At 63.6% G+C, this 16,525-nt stretch carries 9 protein-coding genes; 4 read left to right on the forward strand and 5 right to left on the reverse strand.

The window, feature by feature from the left end:
• The 3 genes from AC1RSK_RS10400 to AC1RSK_RS10410 all read right to left on the reverse strand — a co-directional run bounded on the left by AC1RSK_RS10400 (position 1) and on the right by AC1RSK_RS10410 (position 4,365).
• Complete coding sequence (locus AC1RSK_RS10400; RefSeq protein WP_492907445.1) at positions 1 to 990, reverse strand: alpha-ketoacid dehydrogenase subunit beta; 990 nt, start codon at positions 988 to 990, stop codon at positions 1 to 3.
• Positions 987 to 1,988: a thiamine pyrophosphate-dependent dehydrogenase E1 component subunit alpha gene (locus tag AC1RSK_RS10405; protein ID WP_492907446.1), complete on the reverse strand. Its 1,002-nt coding sequence runs from the start codon at positions 1,986 to 1,988 to the stop codon at positions 987 to 989. Before AC1RSK_RS10405 ends, AC1RSK_RS10400 begins: the two co-directional genes overlap by 4 nt.
• Before the next feature lie 148 nt (positions 1,989 to 2,136).
• Positions 2,137 to 4,365, reverse strand: a complete 2,229-nt coding sequence (locus AC1RSK_RS10410) for a TonB-dependent receptor (protein ID WP_492907447.1) — start codon at positions 4,363 to 4,365, stop codon at positions 2,137 to 2,139.
• A gap of 649 nt (positions 4,366 to 5,014) precedes the next feature.
• Between AC1RSK_RS10410 and AC1RSK_RS10415 the strand changes: the two genes are divergently transcribed.
• From AC1RSK_RS10415 to AC1RSK_RS10430, 4 genes are all read left to right on the forward strand, one after another.
• Complete coding sequence (locus AC1RSK_RS10415) at positions 5,015 to 5,287, forward strand: Zn-ribbon domain-containing OB-fold protein (protein ID WP_492907448.1); 273 nt, start codon at positions 5,015 to 5,017, stop codon at positions 5,285 to 5,287.
• A gap of 10 nt (positions 5,288 to 5,297) precedes the next feature.
• Positions 5,298 to 6,440, forward strand: a complete 1,143-nt coding sequence (locus AC1RSK_RS10420; RefSeq protein WP_492907449.1) for a thiolase family protein — start codon at positions 5,298 to 5,300, stop codon at positions 6,438 to 6,440.
• A 4-nt stretch (positions 6,441 to 6,444) separates the two neighbouring features.
• Entirely contained in the window at positions 6,445 to 6,858 is a 414-nt protein-coding gene (locus AC1RSK_RS10425; RefSeq protein ID WP_492907450.1) for a MerR family transcriptional regulator, read from the forward strand.
• A gap of 87 nt (positions 6,859 to 6,945) precedes the next feature.
• Positions 6,946 to 8,280 carry an oxygenase MpaB family protein gene (locus tag AC1RSK_RS10430; protein ID WP_492907451.1) on the forward strand — a complete coding sequence of 445 codons (1,335 nt, stop codon included), beginning with the start codon at positions 6,946 to 6,948 and terminating at the stop codon, positions 8,278 to 8,280.
• Between the two features lie 855 nt (positions 8,281 to 9,135).
• On the opposite strand, the gene AC1RSK_RS10435 is transcribed toward AC1RSK_RS10430, so the two are convergent.
• Together AC1RSK_RS10435 and AC1RSK_RS10440 are read right to left on the reverse strand one after the other, a co-directional pair.
• The gene (locus tag AC1RSK_RS10435; protein ID WP_492907452.1) at positions 9,136 to 9,702 is read right to left on the reverse strand and encodes a hypothetical protein; all 567 of its coding nucleotides are present in this window, start codon (positions 9,700 to 9,702) and stop codon (positions 9,136 to 9,138) included.
• Positions 9,632 to 16,399, reverse strand: a complete 6,768-nt coding sequence (locus AC1RSK_RS10440) for an RHS repeat-associated core domain-containing protein (protein ID WP_492907453.1) — start codon at positions 16,397 to 16,399, stop codon at positions 9,632 to 9,634. The genes AC1RSK_RS10435 and AC1RSK_RS10440 overlap by 71 nt, the downstream gene beginning before the upstream one ends.
• Positions 16,400 to 16,525 lie beyond the last annotated feature (126 nt).

Raw genomic sequence — 16,525 nt, forward strand, 5'->3', positions numbered from 1 at the left:
CTAGCCCAACGTTGCTTTGATTGCCGCCGTGATCTCGTCACGGCTGTAGAGGAACGCCTTCTCCAGAGGCGGCGAGAACGGAACCGGGGCGTATTTGGAGCCGACCCGAAGGACCGGCGACTTCAGCTGCCCGAAGAGTTCTTCGTGAATACGGGAGGACACCTCGGCCCCGACGCCGAACGCCTTGACCGCCTCGTGAACGACAACGGCCCGGTTGGTCTTGGCGACGGAGTTGAGGACGGTCTCCGCGTCGAAGGGCGCGATCGTCCGCAGGTCGATCACCTCGACGGAGACGCCTTCCGCCGCCAGGGCCTCGGCCACCGCATCGACCTCCAGCACCGGGCGGCCATAGGAGATGACCGTCACATCACTGCCCTGCCGGCGCACATTGGCCTTGCCGAGCGGAACCTTGAAGCCCGCCGCGGGGGCCGGTCCCTGAGCCGAGTACATCGCCACGTTTTCGATGAACAGCGTGGGGTCGTCGTCCTCGATGGCCGACAGCAACAGGCCCTTGGCTTCCGCCGGATTGCAGGCTGTCACCACCTTCATCCCCGGCACATGGGCGAACCAGGCCTCGAGCATGTCGGAGTGCTGCCCCCCAAAGCCCACCCCGGCCCCCGTCCCGCAGCGGATGGTCAGCGGCACCGACGTGCGCCCCCCCGACATGAAGCGGAGTTTCGCCGCGTGGTTGACGATCTGGTCCATGCAGACCGTCAGGAAGTTCATGAACATGATCTCCGCGACCGGCCGCATGCCGGTGATCGCGGCTCCGACCGCGGCCCCCATGATCGCCTGCTCCGAGATCGGGGTGGAGCGGACCCGCGCCACGCCATACTTCTCCGACAGGCCCTTGGTCGCCTTGAACACGCCACCGCCCTGGGCGTCGGCGATGTCTTCCCCCATCAGGAACACCGTCGGGTCCGCCGCCATGGCCTCATCGAGCGCCAGGTTGATGGCCTGCGAAAAGCTGATGTTGCTGTCGGCGCTCACGCGGCGATCTCCTCTTTCAGGACGTCGATGCGCAGTTCGGCGAGGTCGGGATAGGGACTGGCGAGCGCGTGCTGCACCGCGTCGTCGATCCGGGCGCTGACCCCGGCCTCGATTTCGGTCAGGAGCGCTTCGGGCGCCTGGAGGTCCAAGAGCTGTTGCCCGAACAGCGGCACCGGGTCCCGCTCGGTCGCCTCCTGCTGCAGGTCCTTGGGCACGTAGCTGAAGTTTGCCCCGAAGGTGTGGCCCAGCATCCGGTAGGTCATGGCTTCGAGCAGGGTCGGCCCCTCGCCGGCCCGAGCCCGGTCAACCGCCGCCTTGGCCGCCTTGTACATGGCGACCGGGTCGTTTCCGTCGACCCGAACGCCGGTCATGCTGTAGCCCGGCGCCCGGTCGATGATCTGCTTGGCGGAGGTGCCGTCGGCGTAGGCTGTGTGCTCCGCGTAGCGATTGTTCTGGCAGAGGAAGATGACCGGCAGCTTCCACACCGAGGCCATGTTGAGCGCCTCATGGAAGGCGCCGATGTTGGAGGCGCCATCGCCAAAGCAGACGACGGTGACCCGCCCGTCGTCCTTCAGCAGAGACGACAGCGCCAGACCGTTGGCGATCGGCAGGCCGGAGCCGACAATGCCGGTCGTGACCATGACGCCGGTCTTCGGATCGGTGATGTGCATGGGGCCGCCCTTGCCCTTGCAGGTTCCGGTGACCTTGCCGGTGAACTCCGCCCACAGCTCCTTGAGGTCGATGCCCTTGGCCAGCTGGTCGTGCACCCCGCGATAGGTGGTCACCAGGTAGTCGTCCGGGCGCAGGGCGGTCATCATCGCCGCCGAAAGCACCTCCTGCCCGCGCACGGGATAGTAGACGAAGCGGATCGTGCCGCTCATCAGCAGCGAACGGAACCGTTCGTCCGTGCGGTTGATCAGGACCGTACGCCGATAGATTTCCAGCAGTGTATCGAGGCTCGGATCAGCCTCTGAAGGCTGCGGCGCGGCAAGGGTCATTGGCTCTCCTCCGTGGATATTCGACGGGGCGCGATCCCCAAAAAATCTGGCGGCGGAGACCCCAACCGCGATTGGGTTCGCTCCACCGCCAGAGTTCGGCTCGGAATTCGAGGACCGGGAGGCCAGTGAGGACCACCTCCCGCCCCGGTCAGAACCGGTAGGTGAGTTGCAACTCGATCTGGCGCTTGCGATCGACGCCGCCGACGAGGTCAGCCCCGCCCAACGGACGCTCGGTCCCGCCAAGCAGGATGGCTTCGTTGCTCAGGTTGCGCCCGATCAAGGACAGCCGCCATTTGTCGTCCGCGGGCGTCAGCGCCAGGTTGCCGTCGTAACGCCAGTAGGACGGTTGGGCCAGGTCGGGCCGGTTCAACTGGTCCAGCTGGTACCGACCGCTGTATTGCGCGCCGAAGCCGGCGATGATCCGCAATCCGCCATCGAACTCATGGGTGTAGTTGAGGTCCAGGCGACCAGCCCATTCGGGCGAATAGGCGGTTGGCTTGCCCGCGAGGTCCTGTCCGAAGCCCGCGCCGACCGGAACGTTGCAGCCCAGGGCCGCGGTCTGGCCGGTGTAGCATTGCCCGGTGAACTCGCTGAACTCACCCTGGTTGTAGGCGATCGTACCGGTCAGGCGCAGGTCACTGGTGATGCGGAAGATGCCCTCCAGCTCCACGCCCTTGGTTTCCGCCTTCGCCGCGTTCTGGACGGTGAAGCTCGTCGTCGCGGGGTTGAACGCATTCACCTGCAAATCGTCGAACTTGTAGTCGTAGGCCGCGACATTGACCTGCAGCCGGCGCTCAAGGAGGAAGAACTTCGCGCCGAGCTCGAAGCCCTTCACCTGCTCGGGCCCGAATTCCAGCGAGGCGAGCGTGGTCGCGACGTTCATCACCGCGCCGTGGGAGAAGCCGCCGGCCTTGTAGCCCGTCTTGTAGGCGCCATAGAGCATGACGTCATCGCTGGGCTTCCACCTCAGGATGGCCTGCGGCGAGAAGTCCTCATCTTCGTAGGTCGACTTGATCAGCGGCGTCAGGAAGAGCTGGTTGATCGTCAAGCCCGGCGGAATGAACGCGGGACCGCCGGAGGCGGCCGAGACGTTCCGCATGCGGGATTTCTTTTCCTCGCTGGTGTACCGGCCGCCGACGTCCAGCTCCAGGGTCGGGGTGATCTCCCATTGGACTTCCGCGAAGGCGGCCATGGTGATGCCGTCCTGCGTCGAGGGGCGATACCAGGTGAAGCCCGGCGTGCCGCAGGCGGGCGAACAGCCCGTGCCCTGCAGGGCCGTGGGGAAGACCCGCGAGTCGTTCGAGTGGAAGAAGTCGGAGCTGGCGTAGTAGGCGCCGACCAGGACGTTCACCGGCCCGTCGAAGTCCGTCTGATAGCGCAGCTCTTCGGAGAAGACGGTATTGCGCGTCGTCTCGGCGGCGAAAATCGCCGGCGCATTGGAGTAGTCGAAGTCGCCCAGCCACCTCAGGTCGAAGCGGTTGTAGCCGGTCACCGAGGTCAACTTGCCTGGCCCGACATCCCAGGTGGTGTTGAGGGTCACGGTATAGGAATCGTAGTCGGTGAAGGTCGGCCCGACCGCCGTCGTGAGATTGGTGGAGCCGGTGAAATCGAGCTTGCAGTTCTCGGTCGCCGTGAGGCCAAAGCCATTGGCGAGCGTGCTCGGCCCGCCGCCGGGGCCCGCGCAGCTGATCAGCTGGCTCAAGGCCGTCGGACCGTCATCCTCGTAGTGATCGGCGGAAACCTTCAGGTTCGCCATGAAGGTGTCCGTGGGTTCCCAAAGCAGGGTGAAGCGGCCGAACTGCTCACTGCTGGAGGGCGATTCATTGCCGTTGGTGTTGTGGAACCACCCTTCCATCTCGCTATACCGCAGCACCAGGCGGGCGCTCAGCTGATCGTTGAGCGGGCCGGACACGGCGCCCTCGAGGTACCGCTCGTCGGCATTGACCTCGTATCCGACGCGGGCATAGCCCTCGAAGTCCTGCGACGGGTTGCGCGAGGTCAGGCTGACCGCCCCGGCGACGGTGTTCTTCCCGAAATAGACCCCTTGCGGGCCTTTCAGGATCTGGGCGCTTTCCACGTCGATGCCGCCCTGGCCGACCCAGCGGCCGTTGCCGAAGTAGACCCCGTCCATGAACAGGCCGACGGACTGCTCGAACCCGGCATTGTTGGCCTGGGTGCCGATCCCGCGGATGTAGAAGGTGTCCGCCAGCTGGCCCCTCGCGATCGTCACCAGCGGCACCACCTGGGTGAGCTGAGAGATCGTGGTGATGCCCTGCTGCTCAAGCGATTCCCCAGAGACCGCCGTGACGACCGCGGGCGTCTCCGCCAAGGCCTCGCTGCGAAGGCGCGCCGTGACGACGACCTCTTCAACCTCCATCGAAGGCTCCGCGACCGGAGGCGGAGGCGCCGCCTCGGCGGCGATCGCCGGATGTGCGCCGAGAAGGGTGAGGCAGGTCAAAATCCCGCTCGCGCCGAATAGCTGCCGCTTGCCTGAAAGCATCGTGTTTCCCCTGTGATCGCGCCCCGTTCAAGCGAGGCGCTCATTTTGTGCCGCCGGCTCAAGGCCGACTCTTCCGCGGTCGTTACTTCGATCTGGAGCCCGACGCCGGCGGTCAGCCGACAGGGTCCGAACGCGTTACTCCATCGCCACGAGCGGATGTCGCCCCCCTCAGGCGTTGACGCGAGGCTCTGACAAAGTAGCTCATGTGTCAATATCGTTTTCTATCACGCGCATTAGTTTTGAGCGGCCAAGCTCCATGCCACACAGATTTGACGCGCGCGCCAGACCCCAGGCCCGACCAGCCGGCGGCGCCTGACGGCGCGAAAGGGCCCTTGGCGATTATTGCACACTGGTATACTTTTATCGGCAACGACAGAGGGAGCCGGGCATGGGTGGGAAGATCATCGCGGACGGACTGATCGTGGGCGAAGGCCCATCGGCTCGGCTTTTGGGTGGGCGACGGCGGAGTGACGGGAAGGTCGTCTTTCCGCTTCCCAAGGGCGCGGAGGCGGATCTTTTTGAGCCCGTGGCGCTGTCAGACAGGGGCGCCCTCTGGTCGCACACCGTGCAGCGTTTCCGCCCCAAGTCCCCCTACGCCGGGCCTGGCGATGACGGCGCTTTCAAGCCCTACGCCGTTGGCTACATCGAGCTGCCTGGCCAACTCATCGTCGAGAGCCGGATCGAGATCGACGATTTCGACGACCTCAAGATCGGCATGCCGATGGTCTTCACCCTGCAGACCTTCCGAACGGACGAGTCCGGCGCGGACGTCCTGACCTACGCCTTCCGCCCCGCCTGAGGATCAAGACATGACAGACGTTCACATTGTCGGCGCGGGCATCCACCCCTTCGGCCGCACCGAGGGCAAAAGCGGCCTGGATCAGGGCCTCCATGCCGTGCGGGAGTCCCTGGCGGACGCGGGGATCGACTGGACCGACATCCAGTTCGCCTTTGGCGGATCCGCCGCGGCGGGCCACGCCGACGCCGTGCTCCCACGCCTGGGGCTGACCGGTGTTCAGTTCATCAATGTCGCCAACGGGTGCGCGACGGGAGGTTCCGCCCTGCTGTCCGGCTACTGGGCCATCAAGTCCGGCGAGTTCGACCTCGGCGTCGTGCTTGGGTTCGACAAGCATCCCCGCGGCGCCTTCAACGCCAACCCGGAAGCGTCCGGCCTGCCGCGCTGGTATGGCGAGACCGGTCTGATGCTGACCACCCAGTTCTTCGCCATGAAGATCCGCCGCTACATGGATCTGCATGGCGTCAGCGCCGAGACGCTCGGGCGGGTCGCGGAAAAGGCCTATGCGAACGGCGCCCTCACGCCGCACGCCTGGCGGCGCGAGCCGGTCGGGCTGAACGCCATCCTGAACAGCGACATGGTCTCGGACCCCCTGACCAAGTTCATGTTCTGCTCCCCCGCCGAAGGGGGCGCGGCGCTGATCCTGGCGTCGGACCGCAAGATGCGCGAGCTGGGTCTTGCTGGACCGAAGCTGCGGGGCGCGGCGGTGCGTACGCGCGTGGCCGGCTCGTTCGAGGTCTTCGCCCCATCCCTGGACATTGAACGAGGCCCCTCCCCGACCCAACTCGCCTCCAAGGCCGCCTTCGAGATGGCCGGCCTGGCCCCGGCCGACATCGACGTGGCGCAGCTTCAGGACACCGAGAGCGGCGCCGAAGTCATGCATATGGCGGAGAATGGCTTCTGCGCCGACGGTGAGCAGGAACAGCTGATCGCCGACGGCGCGACCCGACTGGGCGGGAAGTTGCCGGTCAACACGGATGGCGGCTGCTTGGCCTGCGGCGAACCCATCGGCGCCTCCGGGCTGCGGCAGGTCTACGAGAATGTTCAACAACTTCGCGGACGCGCCGACGGCCGGCAGGTCGAGAGCGCCAGACTCGGATACTCCCAGGTCTATGGCGCACCGGGGCTGTCCGCTGTCGTGATCCTGGAGGCCTGACACCATGACGACCATGAGCAACGTCGCCGTACTCAACAGCCAGACGATCACCCAGATCGCGCGACAGTGCGGCCTGACGGTTCGGGCCATACGCCTCTACCAGGAACGTGGACTGGTCGAGGTGGGGCGCGACAGGCGGGGAAACCGGGCCTACAACCAACGGGCTGTCCGTCGCCTGGAATTCATCGCCCTGGCCCGCCGCGTCGGCCTGCCGCTCGACCGGATCTTCAACCTTCTGGCTCTTGGAGATGTTGAGGACGAGGCCGCTCGAGACACCGCGATGATTGCCGAATGTCGCCGGAGGCTGGCCGAAATCGAACATGATCGGCAGGTGGTCGAGGACGCCATGCGAACCCTGTCCGAAGGCCCGACAATCCGCAGACCCAGAAGCAGCTTCGTCGCAGCTTCATCGTCGTAGCGTCACCCGGCTCCTCGACAAAGAGTATCACATGATATACTTTTATTGAAAGCGAGCCGATGGCCGGCCGCGCCGGGACAATGTCCGATGCAGACGTCGATTGCCGAGCTTGAGGCGAAGGTCGCCAGCCAAAAAACGCGCCTGCCGGTCATGTACGGGGACGTCGACTTCTCCTCCGCCCCGGAGCGTTTCGTCGATTCGATCGATGCGGAAAGTGTCATCCGGGCTGACCAGGCGGCGCTGCGGCCAGCGCTTCTTGCGAACAAGGACCGGATCGCCCGTATCAAGGCCTACACCTTGATGGGCGATCTGGTCGCCGACGCCTACGCCGCCCTTATGCCGCAACACGGCTTCCGTGGACTGGTGAGCATGCTCACTGAGGCCTGCGACCGAGGGATTGAAGCGGTCGAGGGCGCGCCCCCTGAACTGCGCGCTTTCATGCGGGACATGGAGACCCTTCCGGACTGGCTCGATATGCGACTGGTGGAAGAGGGCGCCCGGCTTGACCGTAACGCCTTCGCGCACCTGGCGCCCTTCATCATCAGAGGGGGCCTGATCGCGACCTTCATGAATCGATACTCGGCGCTGCCGATGGCGCTTACCGGCGCGCTTTCAAGCGAGACGGCCGCGCGGCGGACGAAGGAAACGGCGAGCTTCTTCACCACCTCCGTGATGCCCGGGGCGCTTGGTCGCTTTGGGCCTGGTTTCAAGGCCGCCGCGATGGTGCGGCTGATGCACTCCATGGTGCGTTTCAACGCGTTGCGAGGGGGGCGTTGGGATTCAAACGTCTATGGCGTCCCCATCCCCCAGGTCGATCAGATGCCGGCCGGTCTGATCGGCGTCTTCCTGATGTCCCTGAAGGTGGTGCAGCGGGGTCGTTCAAGGTTCACGCCGGCCGAACGGGCGCGCGTCGAGCTCAGTCGCTATCGTTGCTATCTGCTGGGCCTGCCTGAGGATCTGCTTGCCGATACGCCGCAGGGCATCATCGACATCATGGCGACGCGGCATGCAACCCTGCGCAAGGGCTTTGACGACGCCACCTGTGGCGAACTGTTGCGTGCAACCATGGCCGCCAATCTCGAGGCGGACGACTCCTGGTCCAGCCGGCTCCACGCAAGCTTCGAGCGCAGCTTTTCCAAGGTCTTCTTCATGCGCAATTTCATGGGCGGAGAGCGCCGCCGCGCCGCCGCCGTGGGCGTTGATGTCGGGCTGGCCGATTACCTCCGCGCCATCGTGGTTGGCCTGTTGATCGCGGGGCGGATGCTGCCCTTTGCCATCGCCAACCAGGCGCCAGGCCTGCGTCGCGCGGCCGACGCCCTGCTGGTGCGAAAGCTGCGGAAGGTCCTGGCGAGGTACGGCCACGCAGAGTTCACGACGGACTCGTCCGCCTATCGACCGACAGGCATCAAGACGGCGGCGTAGCGGACGCGCGCGTCGGCGCGCGGTCGGTGAGCGGCAGGAGCGAACGCCTGCGATCCGCCGGACGCAAAAAGCAACTTCGCGACTGGCAACCGTGGGAGCCGCGATTGTATCTGCAACCACCCGGCCAACCACTGAAAGGGCCGACATATTTCATTTGCATGGGGCGGCTTCTTGGCGGTGGCGCAGACCTATATGGGAGCTGCCAACTCTCAATCAGCGGGTCGTAGGTTCGAATCCTCCGGCACCCACCGCTCCTAGCCCACTGTCTCAGTTGAATTTTTTGACCAACGGTCGAGTTGGGCGTCACCCCGTGGCATTCCCGGAAAACTAAGTTCGCCACTGCTACGGCCATTCCGCCCGATGGTGAACAACCGTCGCCGTGCACCTCCCTTCTCGACAATGAGATAGAGGTTTCCGCCGTCACTGTGGCGGCCTGGCGCCAGGGCGCCCGCGACCTTCTCGGGATTCAGCTTCCCGACAACCCGGACCATCATCAACCCCAGCAAAGCCAGCATTTTCGCCGCGTGGGAGTTGCCGCCTTACAGGAGCTCATGGCAGGGCGTCCGCCGAACTGCAATTATGTCTTTGTTTTATCAAGATTATCCGGGATTGTCCGGGAATAGTCGGGTCTTTCCGGGATATGGGTTCTACGGACACCCTCTCCGCCAATCGTTCAAATAGCCTAAGCAGCTAGTTGCGCCGGGTCCCATTCAATCCGCAAACCCGCAGAATGTCGGGGATTGCAGAGATGGCAGATTCCGGTTGGCGAGCAACTAGTGCACTGTCACTGTAATTGATTCTGCCGCTCGGACGAATTCAGCTCAATGAGCATTGGGCGACAGCATAAGTCTATGATCAATCAAGCCCGGTGGTGTCGAGCACAACGGCCGGACCCAACCTTAGTTCTACTTTATCAATTAGAACCTGTCCGCCGGCATCGAACTCGCACACCGCGACGGACCAAAGCCGAAGCGCCGCCGCCTTCGCCCCTTCTCGATCAGCACCTGATGCGATCAAGGACACTTTTATTGACGCTTCCCTCTCACCGTTTCTCACGAGACACGCTGAAGACTTGAATGCGTTTTCGTCAATATAATAACGAAATCTTTTGCTCGGCTCACAGATCACATTGCCTGCTTCGCGTTCGGTAAGCGTGATCTCACTACCATCGATGAACCGGACGGTGGTCGTAGCAATGCGGTCGCGGCCAACACTTGAACGTTCAATCCTTTCAATTTCTTCGGGGACTACGTAGCCACACGTCCTCCCAAAAATTGTATTGGCGTTGGGGGAGCCTATGTCCGCGGCGGATGAGCCTGCAACCAAGAAGGAAGCCACAACCCCGACGAGCCTAACATGACGTCGACGCCGTTTGCGTACAATGGTCGGATTGAGGCTTAATCTCGTTTGTGATTTGCGCATTTGTAAGCTCCTTGCCAGTAGTCGTCGCCATAATGTTATTCTTATACGGACCACTAATCCCACCCTCCGGCACCGAACTTACCACATTCCCGGCCGCATCCTTCACTTGAGTGTATCTATCTTGGGCTGCTTGCGCGCCATTTCTACCGGGATGAAGGATGTCATGAACCGTTGCCTCGTGCTTGTCGGCCCGACTCGAGTCGATATGCCCCTGGCGGGTCTGAAGATTGACGCCCTCTCCCTGCCCATTGTTGTAGTTCACAAAATCTTTCCCCGGTGAAAGGTCCATCGTGATCAGGTCGATGTCCGGACCGGCAGGTTCGAATATCTCGACCTTGATTGGACTCTCCCCTGCGGGTGCTTGAATTTTCGCTGCGGCCGCTTGCAATTTTGAGTAGGTATCCGGCTGCACGCCAGAGCCAACGATACGGACTGGAATTCTGACAACGGTAGTTCCGTCCGCCTTGTAGATTATCTCTCGGACACGTCCTGTTCCATCGACGCTATTGATCGGATCATTGCCAACATAAGCATAGAAGTTGAGGTCGTCGGGAGCATCGATCGGATCGGTTTGGAGAAACCGCCCATTCATCGGATCATAGGCACGGGCTTTGTAGTGATAGAGCTGAACTGCCGCGAGCGCCGTCTGCCCAGTGTAGCGAAAACGCGAGCCACTCCAGTCGCCATTTTTTGGCTCGCCCCAGGGACCATAGGCATACGTCTGGGTGACGGTCCCAGAACTGTCAGATTGCGCAACGACGGAGCCTTGCCAATCCTGATGCAGCCAACGCTTGTCAGCCAAACCTGAACCCTCGTACCAGACTAGTGGTTCATCCGGGTTAGGGCCATGAATGTACCGGCGCAGGAGGCCGTTGGTAGCATCATACTCACCGATGAGGTTTGGCCCATCATACAGCAGGCGCGTCTCGACGGACGAGACTACTGTCTTTCGCAAGCGACCAACCGTGTCATAGGCAAGCGTCATGTTGAGACTGCCACTGACGGCAACCAGTCGGTTCTCGATATCATAGGTGAACCGGCGCGCGCCGTCGTTAGCCACGTTACCACGACAGTCATAGCCAGCATCAGGATGGGTGCAATCGGGCTGAAGGGCCACGATCGCCGCGTCGCGGTTTAGCCCATCATAGCTATTGCTCGCCTGCACTCCCGCCGCTGGCGGCGTCCAGCTGTAAATCGCATTGCTCGTCGTACGACTTAAAACTTGGCCTGCCGGGCTGTAATTGAATGTGTAGCTCTGATCGTAGGTCGTCGCGGGTAGTTCGTGTGTCAGACTGGTCAGCCGATCAATGCTATCATAGCCATAGGTCGTACTCGTGGTGTTACCACGGCTTAGACTCGTCCGGCGGCCGAGTTCGTCGTAGGTGAAACTGGCAAGCACCGTTGCCACCCCATTCTCTCCGACGATTAAGGGGCGATTGAGCGCATCATAGCTCCATTGACCGTAGAACGTCCCGCCAGGCCAAGTCATCCGGGTCCGATTGCCCGCCTTGTCGTACTGATAGCCCACGGTGAGTCCGAACGCCGTTTCTGAAGCCACGCGCCCAGCGGAATCGTAAGTGAATGTTGTCCCGTCTGTCGGCGCCGCCGCGAACAGCGACGTGGACACTCGGCCAGCGGGGTCATACGCTGTCTCAACATCGCCCAATATTCCGCCCGGAATATCCTTCAGCACTTCACGCCCTAGCGCATCGTAGCCAAAATGGACAACTTGGCCATCTCGCCTTCGCACCCAAGTGCGGTTTCCATTAGTGTTGAAGTGATACTCTTCGAAATCTCCAACAGTCGCTGCGTCCGGCGCCAACGTCGCACTATCGCGGCAAAGAATGTTCGGAATTGCCGACTGATTGCTTCCAACTGTAGTCGTTGGGTAGTTCAACCGGCAAAGCCGATCAAAACCATCGTATTGTATTGTTGACCGATTACCGCGGGAGTCGGTGATCGTGGCTCGCTTGCCGTTTTGGGTATACGTATAGGCGGCATAATCTCGCTGATCTACCGTTGCGTAAGCTTGAATGGTTTTAACCGTTTGACCGGCAACATCATACTCAGTTCGCGTAATTCGGTCCGCCCCCGCAACGCCCGAAGTCGACAAGTTGCAGGCGTTGGCCGGCAGGGCGTTGTACACAGAAACATTCATTCGCAACGCGGTACAAAGCACGCGATCCATCGCATCGTAGCTGATTTGGGTCACTGAACTTGGCGTGGTCTGTTTGACGACTTGGCCGACGGGGTCATAGGTATTGGTGTCCACCTGTTGCGGTGTGAAGTTAGTACCAACCACCGTCCCGTCGGTTCCGGTGCTTTTGCCCTTCTCGATCTGGGTGACCAAGCCACGTAGGTCATAGGTGTATTTGGTTGCTGGCCGCTGCAGACTGCCCGCCCCGTCTGGATCCGCGCCGATCTCGAAGACCTTGCGCCGGTTGAAATCATAGATGGCGTAGCCAACGTCCGTGACGTCGGCGCGAGGGCCATCAACGCTGACCACGTCCCCCTGGGTGTTGTAAGTCATCGTTGTGATCGCATTGACGCCAGTCGGGTCGAGCGTAGCGTTCGTCAAATAGCCTGCCGTGTAGGCGTTGCTGGTGACGACGTTGGTAGGGTCGGTCGAGGTCAGCAGTTGGCCCGCGGCGTTGTAGGTGAAGGTGTAGACCGGCCGCGTTTGCGGGCCCGCGCCATCAGGATCCGGCCGGGAAGCGGTGGCCATCAGCGACTTGCCGTTGCCTGCGCTGAAATAGGTGAAGTCCGTGGCGTTGCCGAGCGGGTCGGTGATCTTCTTAGCCTTGTTCCAGATCGTCTCATACTCCGCCGTCACCACGATATCAGCCATCGAGGCGTAGGTCGGCTTGGCCTTCTTCCGCATCTCGGTGACGCGGTTCAGCCCGTCGTAGGTCAGAACCTCCTTATCGCCCTCAGGATAGGTGTAGCTCAGCGTCCGCCCCCGGCCGTCGTAGGTCATCCCCGTCGTGCGACCCAGTTCGTCGACCACCCGGAACGGCCGGCCATCGAGGTCGTACATCACCACATACCGCCCCGCCGTCGGGACCTGCGGGTCGATCCGTTCCCCCCGAACCCCATCGGCGATCTGGAACCTGTAGGGATTGCGGCCGCCGACCTGCAGGGCGATGGCGTCCCTGGCCTCCTTCACGCGACCGAGGGTGTCGTAGTCGTACTGCAGCGACGGGACGGTCATGTTGTCCGGCGCGTAGATCTTGCTGAGGCGGTAGTCGCCGTTGGGCAGCTTGAAGGTCTCGTACTTGGTCACCGAACCGACCGCGTCGGTGTGGGTGAAGACGGTGGGGCCGTAGAAGGCGTCGTTGGCGATGGTCACCGTGCGGGTGGCGTCGCTGAAGCCCTCCAGGCCCGACTTGGTGAAGTTGATCTGGCGGCCGAGCGTGTTGCTGACCGACAGCAGGGCCGGCATCTCGCCGTTCAGCGTGTTGAAGTTCTGGTAGGTCAGGTTGACCGTGACGCCCTGCGGGAAGGCCCAGCTGGTCAGGCGGAAGCCCTTGACCTTTGACGAGCAGCTCTGGCCGTCCGGCACGTCGGTGCGCCAGTAGACCCAGTTCTGCACGTCGCCGTTCGGCCCGGTGACGGTGAAACCGAGGCCGGCGTCGTTGTAGCCGCGGGTGCCGACCACGGTGACCAGGCCGGTGTCGCAGCCGGGCAGCTCTTCGACCACCTGGCGGGCGCCGGTGACGACCAGGCTGGAGGGCTGGGCGGCGCCGGGCGACAGCCAGGCGCCGTTGGGCTTGCGCAGGAACTGGCGGCTGTCGGCCCCGACCGAAACGGTGACGACATTGCCGATCAGCTGCTTGACCCACCAGCTGTTGACCAGCACGCCGGCGACGTCGCGCTGGCGCGACGGCGTGGCGCTGTAGATGTCGCGGGCGGCCAGGAAGGCGGCCAGGCTGCCGGCCAGGCTGCGCACGTCGCTGACGCCCATGGCTTCCAGGCCACTGCCCGACATCGACAGGCTGTTGCTCCAGTTGGTGATCCAGGGGCCGCCGGGATTGATGTCGTTGGTGGCGTTGAACACCGGCTGCGGCGTCTGGCCGCCGCGCCAGATCAGCTGGGCCTCGAGCTTGTAGGGGAATTCTCCGGTCCCGACCGACATGGCGGCGGGGCTTGTGTGGGTCACCTGGCCGGTCTTGAGATCGACGCCCAGGACGACCGAGCGGTCGACAAAGCGGGACTTGAGCACGTCGGCCGCGGTGGCCGGGTCGTATTGCGCCTGGTTGAACAGCTGCGCCCCGGCGCCGCCGCCCTTGAAGGCGCCGTCGGGACCGACGACGACGTTGGCGATCTCGACCGGCTCGCCGTTCTCGTAGCGGGTGGCCGTGAAGGCGCCGCCGCGCTGCTTCGACTCCTTGTGCTTGTAGTTCGCTTGCTGGTCCGGATTGGGCAAGAAGAAGCCGCCGGCCCGCTGGCCGGGGCCAAGGAAGGCCTCCTCCGAGGCGACAACCGTGTAGCCGGCCGTGGTGTAGGCCTGGATGGCGGTCGCCAGCGCCGTGCGGCGGTTGCCCAGTTCGGTGGAGCCGATTTCGACCGTCTGGCCGCTATGGATACCGTCGGCCGAAGTGGAGGTCAGGGTTTCGACCTTGACCAGGGCGCTGGAGGCCGAGCCGTTGGCGGAGGTGAACTCGTAGAAGCGGCGGCCGATCGGCGTCGAAGTGGCGGCGGGGTCTTCCGCCACCGGCGGCTTGTTGCCCCAGGCAAAACGAGTGGCCACCGAACTGGTGTCGGGCATGTCGACCTGCTGGGCGGCGACGCTGCCTTCCAACGCCTCCAGGCTGGCGGCGATGGCGTGGACGGCCGGGCGACGGGTGTTGGCGTCGGCCGTCTTGCTGGTCAGGCTGAAGGCGGTGTCGACATCGATGCGATCGGCGCTGTCGATGGTGAAGAAGAAGCGGGTGTAGTTGGCCTGTTCCCACGGCGGCACTTCCGAGGCGCCGTTGTAGCCGGATTCGCCCATGCGGATCTGGGTGTCGGCCGAGACCACGCCGACCGAATAGTGGTGCTGGTAGATCGACCCGGCCATGCGGGCCTGGATGTCGGCGGCGCGGTAGGATTGCGCCATCCAGCCGATGGCCAGCTGTTCGCGCCGGCCGTCGCCGGCGGTGGACACATAGGGCGACAGGCAGTTGTCGCAACGGTCATGGGGCTGGACGCCGACGACCTCCGGGATCGGCGTCGGCGGGACACTACGGTCCTGGCGGGAGCCCCATTTGCCGACCATGTCGGGGCTGACCGCGCCGAAGCTGTTCACGATGGTGAACGGCACATGGTAGCTGACCGCCGACACCTTGACGCTGTTCATATAGAGGCCGTCGAGCGTCGAGCCCGAGACCGGCGTGGCGTAGGGCGGATCGACGGTCAGTTTGAGCTCGCCGAAGCTCATCACCGGGTTCTCGGTCATGATGTCGGCGGTGACGCTGAAGCCGCCCAGGCTGGTGACGTTCTCCTGTCCGTCGACCAGCTCCAGCCCGCCCACGAAGGTGACGTTCTTGTCGAGATTGAAATTGCTGTCGTAGACGGTGTTGAAGCGCAGCTTCCGGGCGCCGATCTCGTCGGCGTACAGCGTCTTGTCGACGATCGTCTCGAGGTTGGTCGAGGGCCGGAACTTGGTGATCTCCACCCGCAGCTTGGCGCGGTACTGGTCCGGAATCCGGCCGGTCCAGATCTTCTGCTGCGCCACGGTGTAGGGCAGCGCCGTCTGGCGCAGGCCGCCGGTCGGGGTCTCGTAGCGGTCGATCTCCTGGCCGCCGACCACATTGTCGATGTCGCCGGTGGCGACGTTGGCCTCGATATAGGCCTGGATGTTCTCGGCGTAGGTCTGGACCTTGGCGTCCAGCTGGGCGCCGTTGAGGTCCTTGACGTAGTCGACGCTCGAGCCGGAGCTGGTGTCGGTGCTGATGGTGGCGCCGCTGGTCGCCTGGGTCAGGGCCTCGCCGCTGGTCATCGAGGCGGCGGTGGCCAGGTTGATGCCGGCGATCTGGGTGCTGGGCTTGTAGGACGGATCGAACAGATAGGTCGTGCCGCCGATCACCACCGAGACCCAGATGTGCGAGATCTTGATGCTGGTGATGGCGCCGGTATAGGCGCAGGTGGCGTTGGTGGTGTTGTTGATGATGCCGGGGATGCCGCCCGAGGACAGCAGCTGGCAGGCCGCCTTGGCGTCGGTGATGCCCGACCAGGCCTGGAACTGGGCCGGGGTCAGGGTGATGTAGCCGGCGCGGTAGTTGGCGGTGTAGCCGCTCTCGCGCAGCAGCTCGACCATCAGGTTGGCCTGGTCGAAGGCGGTGCCCGACTTGTCGGTGATGGCCGCCACGGGGCCCTTGGACAGGCCGTAGAGCCAGGTGATCTCGATGTTGTTGCGGACGTAGTCGTAGATCTGGTCGGGATCGTTGTTCAGCGCCCGGGCCAGCTCCTTGATCTCATTGGGCCGGACGTAGCTGGCCCCCAGGCTGTAGGTCGCCGTCGTCGGGGCCCCGTACCAGGTGTTGGCGGCGGTGGGCGAGATGAACGGCGCTGTGCCGATCTTCACCGAGGCGGCGGGGGTCTGGGCGAAGGCTGCTGGCGCAAGGCCGAACAGGGCTGCGGTGAGCGCGCCGACGCCGAACATGATCGCGGCCACGCGGCAGGCGCGACGCGCCATGGAGACGAATTTATGGAACATGAAACCCCCGTAGGAGTCGGAGGCTATGGCGGCGGGGGTTCAACCGTCAATGGAATTTGGGGGCGTGGCGGGGGAATCCCGAGGGCGGCTAGACCGGTCGTCATCCGGGCGAAGGACAGGCTTGTG

The organism is Caulobacter sp. GW821-FHT11A05, from assembly GCF_058809015.1.

What these genes read in the sequence shown, in the direction of transcription:
- AC1RSK_RS10405 (WP_492907446.1), bottom strand. Translation starts at nt 1,988, where the DNA reads ATGACCCTTGCCGCGCCGCAGCCTTCAGAGGCTGATCCGAGCCTCGAT.
- AC1RSK_RS10410 (WP_492907447.1), bottom strand. Translation starts at nt 4,365, where the DNA reads ATGGAGGTTGAAGAGGTCGTCGTCACGGCGCGCCTTCGCAGCGAGGCC.
- AC1RSK_RS10420 (WP_492907449.1), top strand. Translation starts at nt 5,298, where the DNA reads ATGACAGACGTTCACATTGTCGGCGCGGGCATCCACCCCTTCGGCCGC.
- AC1RSK_RS10425 (WP_492907450.1), top strand. Translation starts at nt 6,445, where the DNA reads ATGACGACCATGAGCAACGTCGCCGTACTCAACAGCCAGACGATCACC.
- AC1RSK_RS10430 (WP_492907451.1), top strand. Translation starts at nt 6,946, where the DNA reads ATGCAGACGTCGATTGCCGAGCTTGAGGCGAAGGTCGCCAGCCAAAAA.
- AC1RSK_RS10435 (WP_492907452.1), bottom strand. Translation starts at nt 9,702, where the DNA reads ATGCGCAAATCACAAACGAGATTAAGCCTCAATCCGACCATTGTACGC.
- AC1RSK_RS10440 (WP_492907453.1), bottom strand. Translation starts at nt 16,399, where the DNA reads ATGTTCCATAAATTCGTCTCCATGGCGCGTCGCGCCTGCCGCGTGGCC.